General features: G+C 65.2%; 19 protein-coding genes. 11 read left to right on the top strand and 8 right to left on the bottom strand.

Annotated elements, in window-relative coordinates:
- Window positions 1-162: 162 nt before the first annotated feature.
- Complete coding sequence (locus CJ014_RS04545) at window positions 163-705, bottom strand: GNAT family N-acetyltransferase (RefSeq protein WP_280952316.1); 543 nt, start codon at window positions 703-705, stop codon at window positions 163-165.
- Window positions 706-832: 127 nt separating this feature from the next.
- On the opposite strand from CJ014_RS04545, the gene CJ014_RS04540 reads away from it, so the two are divergent.
- The gene (locus CJ014_RS04540; protein WP_100079358.1) at window positions 833-1,426 is read left to right on the top strand and encodes a DUF2585 family protein; all 594 of its coding nucleotides are present in this window, start codon (window positions 833-835) and stop codon (window positions 1,424-1,426) included.
- Here the strand turns inward: CJ014_RS04540 and CJ014_RS04535 are convergent.
- Complete coding sequence (locus CJ014_RS04535) at window positions 1,402-1,977, bottom strand: 5' nucleotidase, NT5C type (RefSeq protein WP_207765660.1); 576 nt, start codon at window positions 1,975-1,977, stop codon at window positions 1,402-1,404. The genes CJ014_RS04540 and CJ014_RS04535 overlap by 25 nt on opposite strands.
- A gap of 154 nt (window positions 1,978-2,131) precedes the next feature.
- On the opposite strand from CJ014_RS04535, the gene CJ014_RS04530 reads away from it, so the two are divergent.
- Together CJ014_RS04530 and CJ014_RS28115 are read left to right on the top strand one after the other, a co-directional pair.
- Window positions 2,132-3,088 (top strand): phosphoribosylaminoimidazolesuccinocarboxamide synthase, encoded by a 957-nt coding sequence (locus tag CJ014_RS04530; protein WP_100079280.1) that lies wholly within the window; start codon window positions 2,132-2,134, stop codon window positions 3,086-3,088.
- A 141-nt stretch (window positions 3,089-3,229) separates the two neighbouring features.
- Window positions 3,230-3,649: a helix-turn-helix transcriptional regulator gene (locus CJ014_RS28115; RefSeq protein ID WP_245427065.1), complete on the top strand. Its 420-nt coding sequence runs from the start codon at window positions 3,230-3,232 to the stop codon at window positions 3,647-3,649.
- Between the two features lie 2 nt (window positions 3,650-3,651).
- Here the strand turns inward: CJ014_RS28115 and CJ014_RS04520 are convergent, their stop codons facing one another.
- On the bottom strand, window positions 3,652-4,443 hold the full coding sequence (locus CJ014_RS04520) for an IclR family transcriptional regulator (RefSeq protein ID WP_100079279.1): 792 nt from the start codon (window positions 4,441-4,443) through the stop codon (window positions 3,652-3,654).
- A gap of 271 nt (window positions 4,444-4,714) precedes the next feature.
- On the opposite strand from CJ014_RS04520, the gene CJ014_RS27480 reads away from it, so the two are divergent.
- Together CJ014_RS27480 and CJ014_RS04510 are read left to right on the top strand one after the other, a co-directional pair.
- A complete protein-coding gene (locus CJ014_RS27480; RefSeq protein ID WP_165790734.1) occupies window positions 4,715-5,653 on the top strand; it encodes a DMT family transporter in 939 nt (312 codons plus the stop codon).
- 123 nt (window positions 5,654-5,776) lie between these two features.
- Window positions 5,777-6,088, top strand: coding sequence for a hypothetical protein (locus tag CJ014_RS04510; protein ID WP_100079278.1), 312 nt, complete (start codon window positions 5,777-5,779; stop codon window positions 6,086-6,088).
- Between the two features lie 118 nt (window positions 6,089-6,206).
- Here CJ014_RS04510 and CJ014_RS04505 read toward each other — a convergent pair whose 3' ends face one another.
- The 3 genes from CJ014_RS04505 to CJ014_RS04495 all read right to left on the bottom strand — a co-directional run bounded on the left by CJ014_RS04505 (window position 6,207) and on the right by CJ014_RS04495 (window position 9,718).
- Complete coding sequence (locus tag CJ014_RS04505) at window positions 6,207-6,638, bottom strand: hypothetical protein (protein WP_100079277.1); 432 nt, start codon at window positions 6,636-6,638, stop codon at window positions 6,207-6,209.
- 209 nt (window positions 6,639-6,847) lie between these two features.
- On the bottom strand, window positions 6,848-8,518 hold the full coding sequence (locus CJ014_RS04500; RefSeq protein WP_100079276.1) for a thiamine pyrophosphate-dependent enzyme: 1,671 nt from the start codon (window positions 8,516-8,518) through the stop codon (window positions 6,848-6,850).
- Between the two features lie 27 nt (window positions 8,519-8,545).
- A complete protein-coding gene (locus tag CJ014_RS04495) occupies window positions 8,546-9,718 on the bottom strand; it encodes an amino acid aminotransferase (protein ID WP_100079275.1) in 1,173 nt (390 codons plus the stop codon).
- 162 nt (window positions 9,719-9,880) lie between these two features.
- Between CJ014_RS04495 and CJ014_RS04490 the strand changes: the two genes are divergently transcribed.
- The 4 genes from CJ014_RS04490 to CJ014_RS04475 all read left to right on the top strand — a co-directional run bounded on the left by CJ014_RS04490 (window position 9,881) and on the right by CJ014_RS04475 (window position 14,161).
- Window positions 9,881-10,348 carry an Lrp/AsnC family transcriptional regulator gene (locus tag CJ014_RS04490; RefSeq protein ID WP_207765659.1) on the top strand — a complete coding sequence of 156 codons (468 nt, stop codon included), beginning with the start codon at window positions 9,881-9,883 and terminating at the stop codon, window positions 10,346-10,348.
- 170 nt (window positions 10,349-10,518) lie between these two features.
- Window positions 10,519-12,063 carry a glycerol-3-phosphate dehydrogenase gene (glpD, locus tag CJ014_RS04485; protein ID WP_100079273.1) on the top strand — a complete coding sequence of 515 codons (1,545 nt, stop codon included), beginning with the start codon at window positions 10,519-10,521 and terminating at the stop codon, window positions 12,061-12,063.
- A 37-nt stretch (window positions 12,064-12,100) separates the two neighbouring features.
- Window positions 12,101-13,588, top strand: coding sequence for a glycerol kinase GlpK (glpK, locus tag CJ014_RS04480; protein ID WP_100079272.1), 1,488 nt, complete (start codon window positions 12,101-12,103; stop codon window positions 13,586-13,588).
- Window positions 13,589-13,882: 294 nt separating this feature from the next.
- Window positions 13,883-14,161, top strand: a complete 279-nt coding sequence (locus CJ014_RS04475; RefSeq protein WP_100079271.1) for a DUF6455 family protein — start codon at window positions 13,883-13,885, stop codon at window positions 14,159-14,161.
- Between the two features lie 29 nt (window positions 14,162-14,190).
- Here the strand turns inward: CJ014_RS04475 and CJ014_RS04470 are convergent, their stop codons facing one another.
- Window positions 14,191-15,849 carry an EAL domain-containing protein gene (locus tag CJ014_RS04470; protein ID WP_133121802.1) on the bottom strand — a complete coding sequence of 553 codons (1,659 nt, stop codon included), beginning with the start codon at window positions 15,847-15,849 and terminating at the stop codon, window positions 14,191-14,193.
- A gap of 287 nt (window positions 15,850-16,136) precedes the next feature.
- On the opposite strand from CJ014_RS04470, the gene CJ014_RS04465 reads away from it, so the two are divergent.
- Both CJ014_RS04465 and CJ014_RS04460 read left to right on the top strand, forming a co-directional pair.
- Window positions 16,137-17,306, top strand: a complete 1,170-nt coding sequence (locus tag CJ014_RS04465; RefSeq protein WP_133121801.1) for a hypothetical protein — start codon at window positions 16,137-16,139, stop codon at window positions 17,304-17,306.
- Between the two features lie 132 nt (window positions 17,307-17,438).
- A complete protein-coding gene (locus CJ014_RS04460) occupies window positions 17,439-19,616 on the top strand; it encodes a hypothetical protein (RefSeq protein WP_100079268.1) in 2,178 nt (725 codons plus the stop codon).
- Window positions 19,617-19,698: 82 nt separating this feature from the next.
- On the opposite strand, the gene aspS is transcribed toward CJ014_RS04460, so the two are convergent.
- A complete protein-coding gene (gene aspS / locus CJ014_RS04455; protein ID WP_100079267.1) occupies window positions 19,699-21,480 on the bottom strand; it encodes an aspartate--tRNA ligase in 1,782 nt (593 codons plus the stop codon).
- Window positions 21,481-21,626 lie beyond the last annotated feature (146 nt).

The following is a 21,626-nucleotide window of genomic DNA, read 5'->3' as shown; positions in this document are numbered from 1 at the left end:
AACAATCCAATCCAAAAAGGTCGCACAACACCGTTGTGTCGGATCTGTAGTCGTAATCCCCACGCATTGAGCCATTGCAGCTCACTCACTCATCCAGCTTCACAACCGAAATTACACTCTTTGGAACCTGACGACATCGGCAAATCCGGCCGATATGCTCGATCAGTTCGCGCCGCCGGCATCCTCACGGGCTTTGACAAGCGCGGCGCCGAGGCGCGCCATCAGCACGACGTCGCGGTATTCCCGGCCGAAAAGCGCCGCCCCGCGCATCATGCCCTCGCGAACAAAGCCGCGCGTCTCATAGAGCGCTATCGCCCGCCGATTGTCGGAAAAAGCCGTAAGTTCGATCCGATGGAAATCCAGCCGTTCCGCAGCGGCGATCGTTACATCGAGCAACGCCTTGCCGAGGCCTTTGCCGCGTAGCTTGGGCAGCAGCCCGATGCCCAGCCGTCCGACATGCGCCTCGATCTCGAACGAATGGCGACAGATGTCGCACCAGCCGACCAGCTCGCCGTCGAGGACGGCCGCCAGGTGCGGATTGCCGGCGTCGAGACTGTCGCGAAGGAAATCCACGGTTTGGTCCATCGGCGGCGCATCGAGAAAACGCAAATACCGGCGTTCGCGCGCCACGATGCCGACCAGCCGATTGAAATCGACGGCATCGTCGACGGACATCGGGCGAATGATGATTTCTCCACCGGCCATGGCGCTGTCCGCTCATCAATAAAATGAACTATTTCAATAGATTATTGGATTTTTCTGAGATATGCAATAAGCAATGGTAAGGCAAACGGGCAAACCGCATCCCTTCATCGGCCATTCGGAGACGTTCATGGCGCAGACCACCAGGATCTCCATCTTGATCATCGCCGCCGCCCTCGCAATGCAGGCGGTCGTCCTTTACGCCATGGGACAGCCGCCGATCTGCGCCTGCGGCACGATCCGGCCCTGGGTGGGCGCCGTTCTCAGTCCGGAGAACTCGCAGCAGCTCACCGACTGGTACACGCCGTCGCACGTCATCCACGGCATGCTGTTCTTCGCATTCGGCCGCTTGCTGTTCCGCGGACGCTGGTCGCCGGTCCTGGCCATCGTTCTGGCGCTCGGCATCGAGATCGCCTGGGAACTCACCGAGAATTCGCCGCCGGTGATCGCCCGCTATCGCGAGCAGGCTCTGGCGCAGGGCTATTCCGGCGACAGCGTCCTGAATTCCCTGTGCGACACCCTGGCCATGCTGGCCGGATTCTGGTTGGCCGCCCGGCTGCCGGTGCGCGCCAGCATAGCCCTGGCGCTTGCCGCCGAGCTGTTCACCGGCCTGATGATCCGCGACAACCTGACGCTCAACGTCATCCAGTTGCTCGTACCGAGCAAGACCATCTCCGCCTGGCAGGCCGAAGGTGGCCTCTATGGGGCATCCACGCCGGAATGAGCTAACGCAGCGGGAAAGACTTCCGACAGCACGGCGAGGGCCTCGTCCCACCGGCGAATGCGCGGATAACCAGTGACGTCGACGTTGTGGGGCGACGAGAAGACGATGCCCTGCCCGCCGAACCGCGCGAAATGCCGGGCATTATCGTCGATCAGGCAATCGGCGGCTATGATGCTCTTGTCGCCGCAGAAGACGATATTGAGTGGGTCGACGAACGGGAAATGCCGCCGCAGCCAGAGGAATTTCGGGCCGAGCGAATTGGGGAACTCCATGGCGGCGGACGTGACGAACAGTTCGCAATGCTCAGCGATGGCGGCAAGCGCCGCCTGGCTGCCTTCGATCACCGGCAGATCGGCGAAGAAGGCGCCATCGTGCATGGCGGTCCTGAGCGCATCGGCAACCTCCAATTCGAGGACGTCGAAGATTTGCCGGCCGTGCAGGGCTTCCGCGCTCCATCGCGCGCCGTGCCGATCGACCAGCCAATCCAGCATGGCGCCGTATGTGTCGGCGATGACCTCGTCCATGTCGACGGCAACGCGGATACGATTCACGGTCTTTCTCCCCAGGCGACTTTGGCGATGAATCGAATCAAACTATGTCTGACCGACCCGGACATGCAAGTTCGGCTTAAAGTTTCGTCCGCGATGTTCTATTGAGCGGCCAGCAGGCGGCCGTCCAGCGGCCCCGTCCGTCCAGGAGGCACCGATGGCCCTCGACCGCGTTCTCTCCGAAGCCTTCATTCCAGAGCTGCCCAATTACTACAAGGGCAAGGTCCGCGAGAATTACGACCTGCCGGATGGCAGCCGCATCATCATCGCCACCGACCGCATCAGCGCCTTCGACCGCGTGCTGGCGGCAATTCCCTTCAAGGGCCAGGTGCTGACCGAGACGGCGCGCTTCTGGTTCGATGCCACCGCCGATATCTGCCCCAACCATGTCATCGCCTACCCCGACCCCAACGTGGTGGTCGGCCGGCGGCTCGATATTCTGCCGGTCGAGGTGATCGTGCGCGGCTATCTCGCCGGCACCACCAGCACGTCCGTGCTGACCAAATACCGGGCCGGCGAACGGCACATGTACGGGCTGACGCTGCCCGAGGGCCTCTACGACAACGAGAAACTCCCCTCCCCGATCCTGACACCGACCAGCAAGGCCTTCGACGGCGGCCACGACGAGCCGCTGAGCGGCGAGGAAATTCTGGCGAAAAAGCTGCTGACACCGGAGCAGTGGGCGACGGTCTCGGACTACGCGCTGAAGCTTTATGCCCGCGGCGTGGAAATCGCCGAACGGCACGGCCTCATCCTCGCCGACACCAAATACGAGTTCGGCCTCGACGGCGACGGCACGATCGTGCTCGCCGATGAGATCCACACCCCCGATTCGAGCCGCTACTGGATCGCCGCTTCCTATGCCGAGGATTTTGCCGCCGGCCGGCGTCCCAAGAGCTTCGACAAGGACTTCATCCGCGCCTGGGTGGGCGCGCGTTGCGATCCCTACAAGGACCCCATCCCGGAAATTCCCGAAAGCCTGATCGCCGAGACCTCGAAGGTCTATATCGACGCCTTCGAGGCGATTACCGGCGAGACTTTCGTGCCCGACCTGGCGGGCGCGACGCCGCTCGAGCGGGTCCGGTCCAATCTCGCTTCCTATTTCGTTCGCTAAAGCCGCCGATCGACACGCCGAGATGGGCAAAAGCTTAGCCCGGACGGCAACGTCCTGTGAACCACTCCTGGTTTATGCTACTGGCAAGGCTGAGATAAACGGCGCGCGGCGCCGTTCGGACACCGGGGCTGGGGCAGGAAAATGGGGCAGATCGCCGGCGGAGCCATTCCGTTCGATGACAATCCGGGATTGAAGAACGCACTCGACAAGCTCGAACGATTGACATCCGTGCTTCGCAAGGCCGAACCGCCGGCGTCCCCCGACGCCGGCAACCCGGTGCATGCCCTGCAGGCGACCACCGAGGCGGCCTTCGCCCCGGCCCCTGCCGAGCTCGAATCCGCCCTTGCCAGCCGGAAGCCCCGAGCCGCGACGGCCGCCGCGCCGGCGCTCCTGTCGATGAAGCAGGCCTCGGCGATGACCACGCTGTCGGTGTCCTCCATCAAGCGCATGATGGCCGCCGGCACCTTTCCCAAGCCGGTCCGGCTCGGCGAAAGCCGCATCGCCTTCGTCGACGCGGAAATCCATGCCTGGGTACGCGCCCGCATCGCCGAGCGCGACTGAACTCACGCCTCCCGAACCGCCTGCGACACGGCATTGGCCGCGTTGCGGACCAGTTCGGCCAACGCTTCGTAGCGCTCCGGCGTGATCAGATCGGCCTGGCCGACGGTCGCCACGGCCGCCACCACCCGGTTGCGGCCGTCGAACACCGGCGCGGCGATGCAGGACGTATCGTCAAGGGCCTCGCGGTCGTCGAGCGCCCAGCCGCGCTCGCGGACCAGATCGAGTTCCCGCAGCATGGCATCCGGCGAGGCGATGGAGCGTGGCGTCGCCTTCGTCCAGTCGAGATCGGCGAACAGCCGCTTGCGGTCCACCTCGTCGAGAAAGGCCAACAGCGCCTTGCCGGTCGCCACCCGGTTCAGCGGCCAGCGCTTGCCCTCGCAGCCGGCGCTGCGGGCGCCGCCGTCGGGACTGGCGCTGGCGAGAACCACGGCGTCCCGTCCCTCGAAGGTGGCGATTTCGCAAGGAAAGCCGGATTGGCCGGCCAACAGTTCCAGGTGCTTGAGCGACAGGCTGTCGATGGTGCGCTGTCGTATGCCGAGGATGCCGAGCTCGCAGATCTTCGGGCCGAGCATGAAGCCGCCATCGGTCAGGATCTGCAGGGCGCCCACATTGGTCAGCGCCTTGAGAAGCTGATGCGTCGTGCTTTTCGGAAGGGCGAGGGTCTTCTGGATGATTGAAAAGGGCAACCTGCCGCGACGTCCGACCAGATCGAGAATCAAGACCGCTTTCTGCAGCGATGGAACGGCAACCGCGCGGCGCGATGCGGCTACCTTTTTTACTTCCTCACGGACCATTGCCCGCCCTCATCGAATTGTCATCGGTGACAACCTTTACGACGTGCAGCAAAACCGGCCATCCGTGGCGACACGTGGATATGTACAAAAAATCGCATTCATCACAAGACAATGTCCGGTGCGTGCAGGAAATTCGCTTGCGCCCATGAACGACTCCTTGCACAAACCAACCTCTCGGCAGATCCTTGCGGTCTCGCCGATTGCCTTGTCCTTCTTCCTGCGAGGGGTTTGGCCGGTTCGGCGGAGCGCCGGCCGTCCCCCGGAGCCGCACATGCCAACCCTTCCCGATGCGTCCGGAGCGGCGCCGTCGCAGCCGCCCCGAAACTCGGAAAGGGCGCTGCTCGCCATGCTGCTGGTCTTCGGCTCGACGATTTTCTTTGCCGGCGGCGACGTGGGCGCCAAGCTGATGAAGGAAACGGCGCCTGCCCAGCTTGCCACCTGGTTTCGCTATTTCGTCTTCTTCCTCGTGGCGGTTCCCTGGGCGCTGTCTTCCAGGGGACTCGAGGCGTTCCGCCCGGCGAGCTACCGGCTGCAGATCGGGCGCGGCCTTGCCGCCGTGGCCTCGACCAGCTTCTTCATCCTCGGCCTCGCCTACCTCGATGTCCCCTCCAACACGGCGATCCACTTCATCTCGCCGATCATCGTCATGGTGCTGTCGGTGTTCGTGCTCGGCGAATCGGTCGGAATCCGCCGCTGGCTGGCGGCGGCGGTCGGATTTGCCGGCGTGCTGCTGATCGTTCGCCCCGGTACCGCCGGATTCCAGCTCGCCGCGCTGCTGCCGCTGGGATCGGCGACCGCCTGGGCGCTGGGCGCCCTGTTCACGCGCCTGATGAAGCACGAGCCGACAGAAGTCACCTTCATGTGGACGGGCCTCATCGGCCTCGCCGTATCGACGCTGCTGGTGCTGCCGGTGTTCCACATTCCCACCGGACGCGAACTCGCCTACGGCATCGGCGGCTCGCTGAGCTTCACGCTGGCCCACATGCTGTTCATCTCGGGCCTGAAGCTGGCGCCCCTGTCGCTGCTGGCGCCCATCACCTACGTACAGTTGGTATCCGCCGGTATTCTCTCCTATCTGTTCTTCGGCGATTTCCCGAGCTATTATACGCTGATAGGGTCGGTAATGATTGCCGGCTCTGGCCTTTATTCGGCCCACCGCGAGCGGATCCGGCAGAGAACACCTGCGATGCCGGCGCCTCCCGTGCAATAGCGGTCGGCGCTCCATCAACCCAGGGGGGAACCATAAGCCGCAATTTTCGTTTGTTGTAGGCGGCGCTGGCGGACCCTTGTTCTTCGGTGCTTTCAGAATTCATCGAGCGATAGGAGAACACCCATGAAGAGATCTTCCATTATTTGGATCATCATCGCCGTCATCGTCGTGATCGGCGCCATCGTCTACTTCTCGGGTAGCAATTCCGGCACGACGACTCCGCCGCCGCCCGCCACCTCGACGGCCCCCGCCGCGCCAGCCACTCCCGCGCCGGCCGAGCCTGCCGCGCCGGCAACGCCGGCTGCACCTGCCGAGCCGACCACCCCAGCTCCTGCTGAGCCGACCACTCCCGCTCCGGCCGAGCCGGCCACTCCAGCGCCTGCCACGCCCGAGACTCCGGCTGCGCCGGCGACGCCGCCCGCCACCACGCCGTAAGGCCTCGGCAAGCCGAACCCTCGGCTGGCGAACCGTTCCGCCGAGGGTTCCTTTCAGGCAAGCAAAAAGCGATCGGCGCCCCTCACGAGGCGCCGATTTCGCATTCATGGAAGTGGGCTCAGAGCTTCTGGTCGAATACCGCGGTGCGTGGCGTGCCGCCCGTCCCTTCCCAGGCTTCGATCATCGCCTGCATGCGCATGGCGAATTCCTGGCTGTCCTGAACGACCGCGGCATTGGCAGGCGAATCGGACGTCTGGTCCGTTGCCTTGCTTGCGTCCGAAGCGAATACCTCGAAGCCGGCTACCTGGTCGAGGGGGCTGGCCTTGACGGTGTTGGCCTTGGTCAGCGCATTGGCGGACGCCGATCCACTTTGCTGCTCCGAGGGCTTGCCGGTCGCCGTGTCCACGGCGCTACCGTCCGTCTTCTCGGCGACCTTTACGGCCTTCTCGGCATTGAGATCGGTTGTCGTCGACTGCTTGTGCTCGGTCGGCGTTTTCGGCACCGGCGAGGTGACACCGGTAAGGACCGGTTTTACGCTCCCGATATCCATGATCTATCCTTTCGAGCCGGATAGCGGATGATCCGGATCATCGAAGGAAGCATACGCGCCGGCGCTGAAGGGAGCGTTCCTGCCATCGTTAAAATTTTAACGATGTGCATTATAGCCGAGATGCTTTTTGGAAGCGGCCGCCTCTTCGCGAGACGACCGCCACTAAACCAGACGAGGGGTTAACGGCTCGCCAACGACCGGCGGAAACTTCACGGCGCCGGATGGATGAACGGCCAGGGCGATGCCTCGCCGTCGCGCGGCACGGCGACATGGATCAATACCGTTTGCTCGGCCGCCAGCGCCGCCGGCAGCACGGCGGCGAGATCGGCCGGTGACGCCGCCGAATAGGCCTTGAGGCCGAAGGCCTCGGCGAGTTTCGGGAAATCGGGATTGCGGAGCTCGGAGGCGATGAAGCGGCCTTCGAAGCGGGTCCGCTGGTCGCGCCTTACGTTGCCGTAGGCGCCGTTGTCGAACACCACGACCACGACGCCTATGCCTTCCTGCGCGGCGGTTGCCAGCTCCTGCACGCCGAACATGAAGCCGCCGTCGCCGCAGACGGCCACCACCTTGCGGTCGGGATTGGCGGCCTTGACGCCGAGCGCCGTCGGAAAGCCGTAGCCGAGCGTCCCCTGGTATCCCTCGCTGACGTAGGTGCGCGGCCGCCGCGCTTCCCAGGCGAAGTAGGAGGCGAAGCCCACCTGGCAGAGCTCCGTCAGGAAGAAGCCGTCGTCCGGCAGCGCCGCCCGAATCGCCTTGAGATAGTCGACCTCGGGCTGCACCTTGCTGATTTCGACTGCCACGGCCGACTTGGCGGCAGCGATCTCGGCGCGGATGGCGGCGCCGTCGCGTTGGGATATCCCCGCCGGCAGCGCCCCGATGGCGTCGATCAGCGCGCGGACGCCCGCCTTCGCGTCGGCCACCACCGGCGCGTCGGCCTTGAGGCGCACCATCTCCTGCGGATCGATATCGATGCGGACGAGCCTGCGGTCGCCGGGCAGTCGCCCGTGATAGGTCATCATGCCGGTCCAGCGCATGGTCGGCAGCTCCAGCCGCGTGCCGATGCCGAGCACCACGTCGGTTTCCGGATAGAGGCGATGGGCGACCGCCGAGGACAGGCCGAGCGGCTCGCCCTCGGCGACGATGCCCCGGCCGCCGCGCAACGCCGTCACCGGCGCATCGAGGAGGGCGGCGAGCGCCCTCACCTCTTCCGCCGCATGCTGGGCGCCGCTGCCGGTCATGATCATCGGCCGGCGGGCCGAGACGAGCAGCCGCGCCGCCGTGTCGATCGCCGCCGCATCGGGCTCGGACGGCGCGGGAATGACGGCCGCGCCAGGAGGCTCGGCCACCGCCGTCTCCGCCATGCTGTCCCAGGCCATTTCGAGGGCGACCGGTCCCGGCCGGCCGGTCAGCATCTGCCGGAACGCCTCGTTGACGAGCGCGGGCGCGTCCTCCACCCGCTCGATGCGGGCCGACCATTTGGTGATGCGCCGCAGCAGCCCGAGCTGGTCGGGTATCTCGTGCAGGTGGCCGCGTCCCCTGCCCTCGAAGGTCGATGGAACGTTGCCGGTGATCAGCAGCACCGGCGCGCAGCAGCCGAGCGCGGTGATCAGCGCCGCTCCGGCATTGAGCACGCCCGGTCCCGGCACCACCGAGAACACGCCGGGCCGGCCGGTCGAGCGGGCGTAGCCGAAGGCCATGTAGCCCGAGGCCTGCTCGTGGCGGGCGCTGTAGGTGCGGATGCGGTCATCCGAAAGCGCCAGCGCATCGAAGATCGGATAGGTCTGCGCGCCCGGCAGGCCGAACACGGTGTCGACGCCGTTGGCGATCAGCGCGTCGACGATCGCGCGACCGCCGGAGACGGCGTCACGGACTTGCGGCATGATGTCCTCCCGGGAAATCCCGTTATGTCAGTCGACCGGATATCCCACGGCCTTGAGCGCCGTCACGAAGGCCGGAATGTCGCGGATATTGAGGCCGGCGACATTGATGCGGCCCGAACCGGCCATGTAGACGGCGTGGTCCTTCCTGAGCGCCAACACCTGTTCGGGGCTGAGCGCCAGCGTCGAGAACATGCCGGTCTGGCTCTCGTGCGCCTTGAGGCCGGGCCCGGCGGCGGCCAGCGCCGCGCGCACCCCGCGGACGCGGGCGCCCATGCGGTCGATCTCCTCGCGCCAGACGCGCGTCAGCTCGCCGTCCTCCAGAATGGTGCGGACGATGGCCGCGCCGTGGTCCGGCGGCATCGACCAGGATACCCGGCTGAAGGCGGCGAGGTTGGACATCACCACCGACGCGGCCTTGTCGTCGCGCGCCTTGACGTAGAGCGCGCCGACGCGCTCGCGGTAAAGACCGAAATTCTTGTCGCAGGAATAGGCGACCATCGCCTCGTCGAGGTTGTCCATCAAGAGGCGCGCCCCGTAGGCGTCGCCCTCGAGGCCCTTGCCGAGGCCGTGATAGGCGAAGTCGATCAGCGGCACGACGCCGGTTTCCTGCAGCGCCTTCAGCACTGTCTGCCAGTCCGCCGGCTCCAGCTCGCCGCCGGTCGGGTTATGGCAGCAGCCATGCAGCAGCACGACATCGCCGGCCGACGCGCCCTCGATCGCCGCAATGAGCGAGGCGACGTTCACCGTCTGCGTCCTGACGTCGAAATAGGGATGCGGCACCGCCTTGAGGCGGGTGGCGGCGAGAATCTGCAGATGGTTCGGCCAGGTCGGCGCGCCGTAGAGGATCTTCGCGTCGGGCCGCGCCAGCGCCACCAGATCGGCGGCGAGCCGCACGGCACCGGTGCCGCCGGGCGTCTGGATGCCGGCCACCCGGCCGCCCGGATCCTTGCTGAAGACGATCGGCTTCAGGAGATCGGTATAGACTGGGTCGCCTTCCGGTCCGAGGTAGGCCTTGGTGGTGCGCGTTTCCAGGAGCACCTTCTCGGCCGCCTTGACCGCCGCCATGATCGGCGTGACGCCGCTGTCGTCGCGGTAGACGCCGACGCCGAGGTCGAGCTTCTCGGGGCGAGGATCGGCGCGATAGAGTCCGATGAGGGCGAGCAGGGCATCGGCAGGCTGTTCGGGCAGGGTGTCAAACATGTGAGGCGCATCCGGGTGACGGTGAACAGCCCCACCATAATGGCGTTCAAGGGAAATTTCTCTGCGATTTCCGGAAAGGCAATTGCTCACGGCGAAGATTTTCAGCATGATGCGGCCCGCTTGCGCATGTTTCTTGCGCGGCCGTTGCCTCGGAGTTGCGCCTTGGAAGAGCTGGATGTCTTCGACCTACGTCTTCTCGTCGCCATCCAGGAGAAGGGAGACATGACCCAGGCGGAGCTGTCTGAAATAGTGCATCTCTCCCCCACCCAGTGTGCCCGCCGCCTGCAGCGTCTCAGAGCCGACGGCTACGTCCGCGACATCGTCGCCATCCTTGATCCCGAGCGCCTCGGCATCAACATCATCGCCCATACGCTGGTCGGCCTGCGCAATCACGACGACGAGACCGGTAAGGCCTTCCGCGCCTTCATCGACGCCGCCGACGAGGTGGTGGAGTGCTGGTCGCAGACCGGCGACGCCGACTATCTCCTGAAGATCATGGTCAAGGACCTCGGAGAGCTGGCCAGCCTGATCGAGCGGTTGATCACCGCCGTCGGCGGCTTCGCCTCGCTCCGCTCCTTCGTGGCTCTGAAGGCCATCAAGCGGACGACCGCGGTGCCGCTCCGGGCGTAGGCTCCGCCTCGAACACTGAACTTGCCGTCGTCTTGGAAGGTGACTTCGGTCACCCGCCGGAATTTCACGCCTCGCTTTCGTTTTATATTCATTTGATTTCGTATTTTTGCTAGCGTCACATGCGCCTGAAAGCCGACCGATGGACGCGGCGGCGAAACTGGAGGGGTGCGATGGCGGACGTGGACATCCTGGTCATCGGCGGCGGCATCAACGGCTGCGGCATTGCCCGCGACGCGGTCGGGCGCGGCTACTCGGTCCTGCTCGCCGAGATGGGCGACCTCGCCTCCGGTACCTCCTCCGCCTCGACCAAGCTCATCCACGGCGGCCTCCGCTATCTCGAGCATTACGAGTTCCGCCTGGTCCGCGAGGCTCTGACGGAGCGGGAAATCCTCTGGGCCATGGCGCCGCACATTATCTGGCCGCTGCGCTTCGTCCTGCCGCATCACGCCGGCCTCAGGCCCGCCTGGCTGCTGCGGCTCGGCCTTTTTCTCTACGACCATCTCGGCGGCCGCAAACGCCTGCCGTCCACCCGGACGCTCGACCTCCGCGTCGACGCCGCCGGACGGCCGCTGAAGACAGGGTATGGCAAGGGCTTCGAATATTCCGACTGCTGGGTGCAGGACGCCCGCCTGGTGGCGCTCAACGCCGTCGACGCCGCCACCCGCGGCGCCGCCATCCTCACCCGCACCCGCGTGACGGCGGCCGTCCGCGCCGGCGAGCATTGGGCCGTGACGCTCGCCGACGCCGAGACCGGCGCCGTCCGCACCGTCACCGCTCGCCTTGTGGTCAATGCCGCCGGACCGTGGATCGACGAGGTGCTGCGCTCGGTTGCCGGGATGCCGGAGGCCCGCCACGTCCGCCTCGTCCAGGGCTCGCATATCGTCGTTCCGAAGCTTTACGACCACGACCGCGCCTATATCTTCCAGAACGCCGACGGCCGCATCGTCTTCGCCATTCCCTACGAACGCGCCTTCACGCTGATCGGCACCACCGACCGCGACTATTCCGGCAATCCGGCCGACGTCCGGATCACCGGCGAGGAGACCAGCTATCTTGCAAAAGCCGCCTCGGACTATTTCGCGACGCCGGTAACCGCAGATGACGTCGTCTGGACCTATTCCGGCATCCGGCCGCTCTATGACGACGGAGCGTCGAAGGCGCAGGAAGCGACGCGCGACTACGTGCTGAAGCTGGCCGGCGAAAAGGGCGAACCGCCGATGCTCAACGTATTCGGCGGCAAGATCACCACCTATCGCCGTCTCGCCGAAAGCGCGCTGGAACAGATCGGGCAAGCGATCGGCACGCGAGGCGCGCCGTGGACCAAGGGCGCGACGCTGCCGGGCGGAGATCTTCCGGCCGGCGGTCTCGACGCCTATCAGGCACGCATCGCCGCCGCCCATCCCGGCATCGATCCGACGCTCATCGAACGGTTGGTCCGCACCTACGGCACCCGGACCGAAACGATCCTGGCCGACGCCACCACGACCTCCGATCTCGGAGGTGACTTCGGCGCCGGCCTGACGGAGGCCGAGGTGCGCTATCTCGTCCGGGAGGAATGGGCGAGGAGCGCCGACGACATCCTGTGGCGGCGCACCAAGCTCGGGCTCCACCTGCCGAAGGAGGCGGCCGCGGAGATCGACGCTTTCATCGCCGGCCTACGCGGAAACGGGGAGAAGCGGCGGAACGACGCTTGCGCCGACCCGGCGTACAACTAAAACTCAAGCAAAACCAAGGGACGGGAGGAGACCGACCATGGCGGCATTCGTACTGGCGATCGATCAGGGCACCACGTCGACGCGGGCCATCGTTTTCGACGGGGACTACCGCGTCAAGGGCGTCGGCAAGCAGGAGTTTCCCCAGCATTTTCCCGATTCCGGCTGGGTCGAGCACGAGCCGGAGGATATCTGGCACACCACGCTGGAGACCATGCAATACGCCCTCGCCCGCGCCGCCGTGTCGCCGCAGGATATCGCGGCCATCGGCATCACCAACCAGCGCGAAACCACGCTGATCTGGCACCGCGACACCGGCAAGCCCATCCATCGCGCCATCGTCTGGCAGGACCGCCGCACCTCCGACCGCTGCGCCGCGCTGAGGGCCGACGGCGCCGAGGACATGGTGCGCGACAAGACCGGCCTGCTGCTCGATCCCTATTTCTCCGGCACCAAGATCGCCTGGCTGCTCGACAACGTCGAGGGCGCCCGCGCCGCCGCCGAGGCCGGCAAGCTCGCCTTCGGCACCGTCGACAGCTTTCTGCTCTGGCGTCTCACCGGCGGCAAGGTCCATGCGACGGACGCCACCAACGCCTCCCGCACCCTCCTCTACGACATCGCCGTCGGCGACTGGGACGACGACCTCTTGCGCCTTTTCGGCGTGCCGCGCGCCCTCTTGCCCGACGTGCGCGACAGCGCCGCCCATTTCGGTGAAACCGACCCGGACCTGTTCGGTGTCGCCATCCCCATATGCGGCATCGCCGGCGACCAGCACGCGGCGACGGTCGGCCAGTCCTGCTTCACGCCGGGCATGCTGAAGTCGACCTACGGCACCGGCTGCTTCGCGCTGCTCAACACCGGCGCCGAGATCGTCCGCTCGTCCAACCGGCTGCTGTCGACCATCGCCTACCGCCTCGACGGCAAGGTGACCTATGCCCTCGAGGGCTCGATCTTCATGGCCGGCGCCACCGTGCAGTGGCTGCGCGACGGCCTGCGCTTCTTCGAGCGGTCGGATCAGGCCGGCGCGCTGGCCGACCATGCCGATCCCAACCAGAACGTCTATCTCGTGCCCGCCTTCACCGGCCTCGGCGCACCCTGGTGGGACGCCGAGGCGCGCGGCGCCCTCTACGGCATGACGCGCAACACCGGTCCGGCCGAGATCGCCCGCGCCGCCCTCGAGGCGGTCTGCTACCAGACGCACGATCTGCTCACGGCCATGCGTCGCGACTGGACCGGCTCGTCGGAGACGGTGCTGCGCGTCGACGGCGGCATGGTGGCGAGCGACTGGACCATGCAGCGCCTCGCCGATCTCCTGAACGCGCCTGTCGACCGGCCGCTGGTGCTGGAAACCACCGCCCTCGGCGCCGCCTGGCTGGCCGGCCACAAGGCCGGCGTCTGGCCGGACATGCAGGGCTTTTCCGCCAGTTGGAAGCGAAACCGCCGCTTCATGCCCCAGATGGACGACGACACCCGGCGGAGAAAGCTCGCTGGCTGGGCCGATGCGATCCGCAGAACATTGTCCGCCTGAAAGCGCTCCGGCCCGCCGTTCGACAAAACAGAGGCGGCGAGCCGGAACAATCCTAGGCTGAGATACAATTCGCCTTCCCTGCCCGATTCTTGTTCAATCTCCGCATAGTATTTTCGCGGAGACGAAAATGGTATTGATTGTCAACACCATCGACGACAATGTTCTCCCGGGAATTCGACTTGCCGGCGTCGGGGCAAGGCAATCACATCCACGTAGTTTTGATCCATGTCATCGCCCGAACTAGCCTTAAGGCTAATCATGATGGCATCGGATAGCGTGAACGTGGAGGTTTGAATGATCGATAAATCGTCCTCCAAGGCAGATGGCTGCGGCTGCGATCGGGAACCGGAACTCATGCGCCGCATGGCGATGACGCTCGATTCCGATCAGTTCCTGCAGGGCATCGAGCGCAAGCTGGCCGCCGACCGATGCCACGAATGCACCGAGCTCGAAGCCTGCAAGGTCTGGCTCGACATCACGGCGATCCGCGGCGCCGTGCATCCGCCGAAGTTCTGCCGCAACGCCGATCTGTTCGAGGAAATCAGCAACGACGCCGCTTCGTCGTCCTTCTGAGCGTTTCCGGACGGACGATCCACGCGGGCTCAGGCGGCATCGGCCTCTTCGTCGTCGTCTTCGTCGACCGAAACGGTGAGCGAGGCGAAGCTGTCGGAAACCTCGACCGGCTTGTCGGTTCGCGCGCCGAGACCGGATTTCGTGCTCTCGAGCGACTTCAGGACGAACTCGCGGAACGCCTTGACCGGAATGGGTGGCGAGTAGATGTAGCCTTGCGCCTGGACGACGCCGATCGATTTGAGGTGTTCGACCTGATCCGGCCGCTCGACGCCCTCGGCGACGATGCCGAGGCCGAGCTGATGGCCGAGTTCGACCAGGGTATCGACGATCGTCTGCGACGAATGGTCGGTGCCGATGTGGTCGATGAACATCTTGTCGATCTTGATGATGTCGACGCCGAGCTTCTGCAGGTAGGCGAGGCCGCCGTGCCCCGTGCCGACGTCGTCGAGCGCCACCGAGGCGCCGAGCGCCTGGATGCGGCCGATGATGGCGCGCGACAGCGCCAGATCCTTGAGAGGATGCTGCTCGGTGACCTCGAAGCAGAGCTGCTCGTAGCGGATCTTCGAGTTGCCGTAGATCCGCTTGATGTCGTCCATGATCTCGAGGTCGTTGAAATGCATGGCCGTCAGGTTGATGGCCAGCTTGAGCCCGGGGTTCTTGTCGTAGATGTCGGAAACGTCGGCCACCGTCTGCGTCATGAGCTGGCGCGTTATGTCGCGAATGGCGCCCGTCGCCTCGGCATAGGCCAGGAACTGGCCGGGCGGCACCATGGTGCCATCGGGCCTCAGCCAGCGGACCAGCACCTCGCAGCCGCGGATTTCGCCCGTCATCAGGTCGAAGACCGGCTGGTAGTAGGGAATGAACTCGTGATTGTCGACGGCGCGCGAGAAGCTGTCGCCGTCGGACTGGCGCCACATCGACCAGATGACGATGATGAACACGCCGAGGCCGGCCAGCGTCGACAGGATGATGGTGATCGTCCTGAGACCGGCGATCGATTTCTGCGCCGCCGCCTCGTCGACGGCCACCCGCACCTTGATCGGATAACGCTCGGAGGAGACCATCGACACCAGCGCCGACGACTGGTCGCTCTCGGTCCACTTGCCGGCGAACTTGCTCCACTCCGAACCGTCGTCCAGGTAGACGGAGGCGACGCTGGAATCCTCGAAATAGCCGGCGCCGGCCTCGATATCGAGCGCCCGCGCCGCAAGGCGGGCCACCAGGCGCATCCGGTCGTCGACCCGCAGGGTGACGACGGCCTGCCGCCTGTCCTTTCCGTCGCTCAGCACCGACAGCATCACCGACGGATCGCCCTTCTCGGCCACCGGCAGCCGGGCCGGGGCGGCGAGCGCGCCCATCGGTTCCCCGCAGATCAGCGTGCCGGCCTCGTCGGTCAGGCCGACCTGAACGATGAACTCCGAGTTGAAGGCGGCCATTCCGAAAGCGGTGCGATCGGCAAGGCTGCAGGTCACGCGGCCGCCGGTCCTGAGGTCGGCCAGCACCCTGAGCGCTTCCGCGACGGTCGTCTCGGCGCGCGCCAGATAGCGCTCCGCCATGGAATCGGCCTCGGCCTGTCCGGTTGAAATGGCGTGCTGGGAAAGAACGTAGTCGGCGGCGGCGATCGGAACGGCCGTGACGACCGCCGACAGGCCAAGCAGCCGGAGCCATTTCAACCACCTGAGCTTCACGTCGCATCCATTCCCGGATTCAGCTCCGCCGCTTGCCGCCCCCGCGCCTTGGCCCGTGGGAGCGGATATCGTCTGTTCGAACCATTCATCTTTGTTTGCGCTGGATGAACAAATGGTTTCCCAAACGACTTGCGCCCGTCTTTCTTTGAAACCGGCAAATTCACCGCATCATCAATAAAATTGGTAGGAGGCATGGCTTGTGCCCCGACCGTCATTTGGCCACAATGCCAGTCTCGAAAGGCGTGGGTTGTCTCTATTTGCCGATAAAGACTTATTGGGAGTATCAAATGACGATTTCCAGTCGCTGGTCTCTTACCGTGGCTGTCGTGGCGTTGACCGCGGGCCTCGCCGGACCGGCCTTCTCGGCGGCGACGCCGGAACAGGTGACGGCGGCCCTGACCAAGCTGTTGGCGACGGACAAGGGAGCGACCTTCACGCTGGGAACGCCGACCCAGTCGGACGCCGGAATCGTCTACAACAACGTCTCGATCAAGTCCGGCGACGGCAGCGAGACCAAGATCGACGTGCTGACCATCGGCAACCCGACGGTCGAGGGCGACACGCTGAGCGCCGATACCATCGTGGCCGAGAACCTCACCGGCACCGACAAGGGCGACAGCATCACCATCACATCCCTCGAGCTGACCGCCCCGGTGTTCACCGGCAAGGAAACCGGCAACCGCATCGATGCCCTGTCCGCCGAGGGCATTTCGCTTGCCCAGCCCGGCAAGGCGCCGATCGTCATCGATAGCGCCGGGCTCGATCTTTCCGACTACGCCGACGACGTGCCGCACGCTATCGACCTTTCCGTCGAAGGTATCGACGTCGACCCGGCGGCGGTGGACACCAGCGGCCAGTTCGCCAGTCAGTTGAAGGCCATGGGCTACGACAAGCTGACGCTCGGCTTCTACGGCTCCGGCTCGCTCGACGAGGCGACCGGCGACCTGGTGGTCAACGAGATCACCGTCGACGGCACCGATCTCGGCACCGTGACGCTGGCCGGCACCTTCGGCGGCCTCACCACCGATGTCGTCAAGGAGCTGAAACAGCCCAATCCGCCGCAGGATGCGCTTGGCAAGGTCACCCTGAAGGAGGCTTCGGTCTTTTACGGCGATGCCTCGTTGGCCGGTCGTCTTATCGCCCAGCAGGCCAAGCAGATGGGCCAGGAGCCGGCCACCTTCATCGGCCAGATCACCGGCGCCCTGCCGCTGCTCCTGTCGACGATCGGCAACCAGCCGTTCCAGGACAAGCTGGCCGACGGTCTGACGACCTTCCTGAAGGACCCCAAGAACCTGACGATTACCGCCAAGCCGGCGACGCCCGTCCCGCTGATGGAGCTTCTCTCCACCTCCCAGACCGCTCCGCAGACGCTTCCGGATCTTCTCAAGGCCGACGTGATCGCCAACCAGCCGGAAAGCGAAGACGGCGAAGCGGGCGAAGGCACCGACACGAACTAAAGCATTTTCGAGCGAACGGGCCGGCCAATTCGGTCGAGGCCAAACGCCGGCGGGGACGAACTGCCCGCAAGGTCCGCGAATATGAGGGGCCGGTCCGCCGGCTCCGAAACCGCACATCCGGGAGGATCGTCGATGAGGACCAGCGCTTCGCTTGGCGTGGTCGCCGCGTTTGCCGCATTTGCCTGCCCCTCGCTCGCCTACGCCGAGACGCCACAGGAATCCCTGGTCCGGCAATGGCTCACCTCGGCTGCGTTGGGACTGACGACGGACATCGGAACCAGCAGCTTCGATCCGGCCACCCAGACAGTCACGCTGTCCGACGTCAGCATCGGCAGCGTCGATGACAATCTCTTTACCGTCCATTTCGACGAATTGTCGGTGGAAGACCCGCGAACCGCGCCGGGAGGCGCCTTTGCCGCCCACGCCATTCGTGGCTCCAACTGGCGTCTCGAAATTCATTTCGACGTTGGCAACTGGTTCCCCGGCCTGGCCGAGCTGGAAGCCGGCGCCAGCAAGGAGCTCGACAAGGTGACGCCGCCGACGACGCGGCAAAAGCCCGTCAACAGGGCGCAGGAAAGCGGCGGCGACAAGCAAGAGGACAGCGCCGCCTCGCCTCCCTCCGAAGAGCCGAAGGTCGGTGCCGAGAAAGCGCAGCCGTCCGTTGTCACCTATTCCATCTCCGCCGACACGCTGCTCGTCGAGCGGCTGGTCGTTCCGCCCGCGCCCAACAGGCTGCCCCTCGACCGCCCTCTCTATGAAACGTTCTTCAGATTCATGGATTGGTCGAGCAGCATCCGGGCCGACTGGGTGGAGGCGAACGAGGTCAGCGTCGAGAGCAATGGGCTCAACGAAGAAGATTTCATCACCACCTATTCGCTTGTCTATCTATCCGGCATGCACGAGCATCGCGTCGAGCGATCCGGCTTCAACTCGATGGAGCAGAAGTCCAAGAGCGAGACGTCCCCGCTGAAGTCGGTTACCATTGATAGCGCTTACGTCGTTGGCACGAACACGGGGGCTTTGCTGGAGGCGCTCGATCCTTCCAGATATGTCGGGGGTGTCGGCGACGGAAAGAGGCGCATTCTTTATTCGCAATATGGCTACAACGACATCACCGTGTCGTTCGACGGCGCGACGGCCAGTATCGGCAACATCGAAGCCAACAACGTCTTCCTGCGCCAGACGGCGCAGCCTGTGCTCAAGCAGCTCATCGAGGCGTTCAGCGATCCCAAGCGAATAGAAGCCGACCCCTTCTCCTTCATTTCCAGTATTCTGCCCAACTATACCCAGCTCATGGGAGTCGATTTCGTCCAGGCCAACAAGCTGCAGATCAAGGCGGGCGACAACTTCGATTTTGCCATCAACCGCTTCGACGGCAACGGCATCGACGGCAACGGCATCGGCGCCTTTACGCTGCGCGACATTACCGCCGCCGCCAAGGAAACGTCGACAAAGATCAGCCTGTCGCTGCTGACCTTCCAGGACATTCGCTTCGGGTCGCTCGCCGCCCTTCTGGAGCTCGGCAAGAGCGCCTCCGAGGGCAAGCAGCCCTCCGGCAAGGTCATGTACGACGCTGTCGTCAACGGCGGCACGTCGCTCGGATTTGTCGAGCTCAGCGCCCTGTCGGTCGAATCGCCGCTCGGTTCGGTGGGGCTCGACTCGCTCGCCCTGACCAGCGGCGACTATTTCGGCACCCTGCCCCAGCGGGGCGATTTCACCTTCACCTCGCTGTCGCTGCCGGTTTCGCTGCTGCTCGACGAGACGCTGGTCTCCGAGCTCACGGCCATGGGCTACGAGACCGTCGATCTGTCCGGCGGCATGACGCTGACCTACGACGCCGACAAGGGCGATCTCCGGCTCGAGGACCTGACCCTCAAGGCGGACGACATGGGCGTCGTGTCCGGCGATTTCCATCTCGGCGGCCTGCCGCTGTCGCTGGTCGAAAAGCCCGACGAGATCGAAGCCCGCATGAACGACGCGACGCTCGTTTCCGCCTCGGTCACCTATGGCAATGACGGCATCGTCGAGAAGGCGTTCGAGGCGCAGGCCAAGAAGCTCGATCAGGACGGCGACAAGTTCCGCCAGAACACCGCCGGCGCCCTGCCGCTGATGTTGAACGCCCTCAAGGACCCGGAGTTGCAGGCGCGGTTCGAGGGGCCGATCTCCGACTTCATCAAGGATCCGAAGTCCATCACCTTCACGATCGCGCCGGAAAAGCCCGTTCCTCTCGCCGACCTCGAAAAGGTCGATACCGAGAAGCCGAACGACCTGATCCGGCTGCTGAACGTTGGCGTGACTGCCAACGAGTGAGATGGACGGTCACATAACAAAAAAGATCGAGGCCGGGGAAGCGCCCTCCCCGGCCTCGATCTTTTTTTGCCGTACGCGCCGATCAGTTCGGCAGGTTGAGCTTCAGATGCAGCTCGCGGAGCTGCTTGGTCGAAGCCTCCGACGGCGCCCCCATCAGCGGATCTTCCGCCCGCTGGTTCATCGGGAACAGCGTGATCTCGCGGAGATTCTGCGCCCCGCACAGCAGCATCACCACGCGATCGACACCGGCCGCCATGCCGCCGTGCGGCGGCGCGCCATACTGGAAGGCGCGGTACATGCCGCCGAAGCGCTCCTCGACCTCGGCCTTGGAGGTGCCGGTGAGTTCGAACGCCTTGACCATGGTCTCCGGCGACTGGTTGCGGATCGAGCCCGAGGCCATCTCGTAGCCGTTGCAGACCATGTCGTACTGGAAGGCCTTGATGGTCAGCGGGTCCTGGCCGTTGAGCGCTTCGAGACCGCCCTGCGGCATCGAGAAGGGGTTGTGCGCGAAGTCGAGCTTCTTCTCCTCGTCGTTCCACTCGTAGAAGGGGAAGTCGACGATCCAGCAGAGCTCGAAACGCTCGGTGTCGACGAGGTTGAGGTCGAAGCCGACGCGGTTGCGCGCTTCGCCGGCGAACTTGTAGAACTTCGCCGGGTCACCGGCGACGAAGAACACCGCGTCGCCCTCGGCAAGGCCGAGCTGCGCGCGGATCGCCTCGGTGCGCTCCGGCCCGATGTTCTTGGCAAGCGGCCCGGCGCCTTCCAGCGCGCCGTTCTCCGACCGCCAGAAGATATAGCCGAGGCCGGGCTGGCCCTGGCCCTGCGCCCAGGAATTCATGCGGTCGCAGAAGGCGCGGCTGCCGCCGGTCTTGGCCGGGATCGCCCAGACCTCGGTCTTGGGATCGGCCTCGATCATCCGGGCGAACACCTTGAAGCCGGAGCCGGCGAAATGCTCGGTCACCGCCTGCATCTCGATCGGGTTGCGGAGGTCCGGCTTGTCCGAGCCGTAGAGGCGGATGGCATCGTCATACCTGATGCGGAGGAACTGTTGGGTGACCGGCTTGCCTTCGGCGAACTCCTCGAAGACGCCGCGGATCACCGGCTCCATGGTGTTGAAGACGTCGTCCTGCGTCACGAAGCTCATTTCGAGGTCGAGCTGGTAGAATTCGCCCGGCAGGCGATCGGCGCGCGGGTCCTCGTCGCGGAAGCAGGGCGCGATCTGGAAATAGCGGTCGAAACCGGCCACCATCAACAGCTGCTTGTACTGCTGCGGCGCCTGCGGCAGCGCATAGAACTTGCCGGCGTGAATGCGGCTCGGCACCAGGAAGTCGCGTGCGCCTTCCGGCGAGGAGGCCGTCAGGATCGGCGTCGAATACTCGGTGAAGCCGGCGTCCTCCATGCGGCGGCGCATGGAGCGGATGATCTTCGTCCGCTTGACGATATTGCCGTGCAGCGTCTCGCGGCGCAGGTCGAGGAAACGGTACTTGAGGCGCACGTCCTCCGGATAATCCGGCTCGCCGAACACCGGCAGCGGCAGGTCCTTCGCCTGGGCCAGCACGGTGATCTCGTTGGCGAACACCTCGATCTCGCCGGTGGGAAGGTTGGGGTTGACGGTCTCGGGCGTGCGGGCACGCACGAGACAGTCGACGCGGATCACCCACTCGGCGCGCAGCGTCTCGGCCAGCTTGAACGCGCCGCTGTCGGGATCGACCACCACCTGCGTCATGCCGTAGTGGTCGCGGAGGTCGATGAACAGCAGACCGCCATGATCGCGCACACGGTGCACCCAGCCGGACAGCCGCGCATTCTGCCCGACGTCGCTGGCTCGAAGCTGGCCGCAGGTGTGGGTACGATAGGCGTGCATGGTGATCGTCCTGTCTCGTTGATTCCGTCGGGAACGGCTCCGGATTCCCACCTTGAGGCGGCCGGATCTGTGGGCGCGACAAGCGCACGGCGAGGCAGGTTTGTCAAGAATTCTGACGCCCGATTGCGTGCTTCGCCGGCTGGCGG

Source organism: Pleomorphomonas carboxyditropha, assembly GCF_002770725.1.
Taxonomy (GTDB): Bacteria; Pseudomonadota; Alphaproteobacteria; order Rhizobiales; family Pleomorphomonadaceae; genus Pleomorphomonas; species Pleomorphomonas carboxyditropha.
The sequence above is the reverse complement of the archived record's forward strand: the minus strand, read 5'-3'. Positions and strand labels throughout refer to the sequence as shown.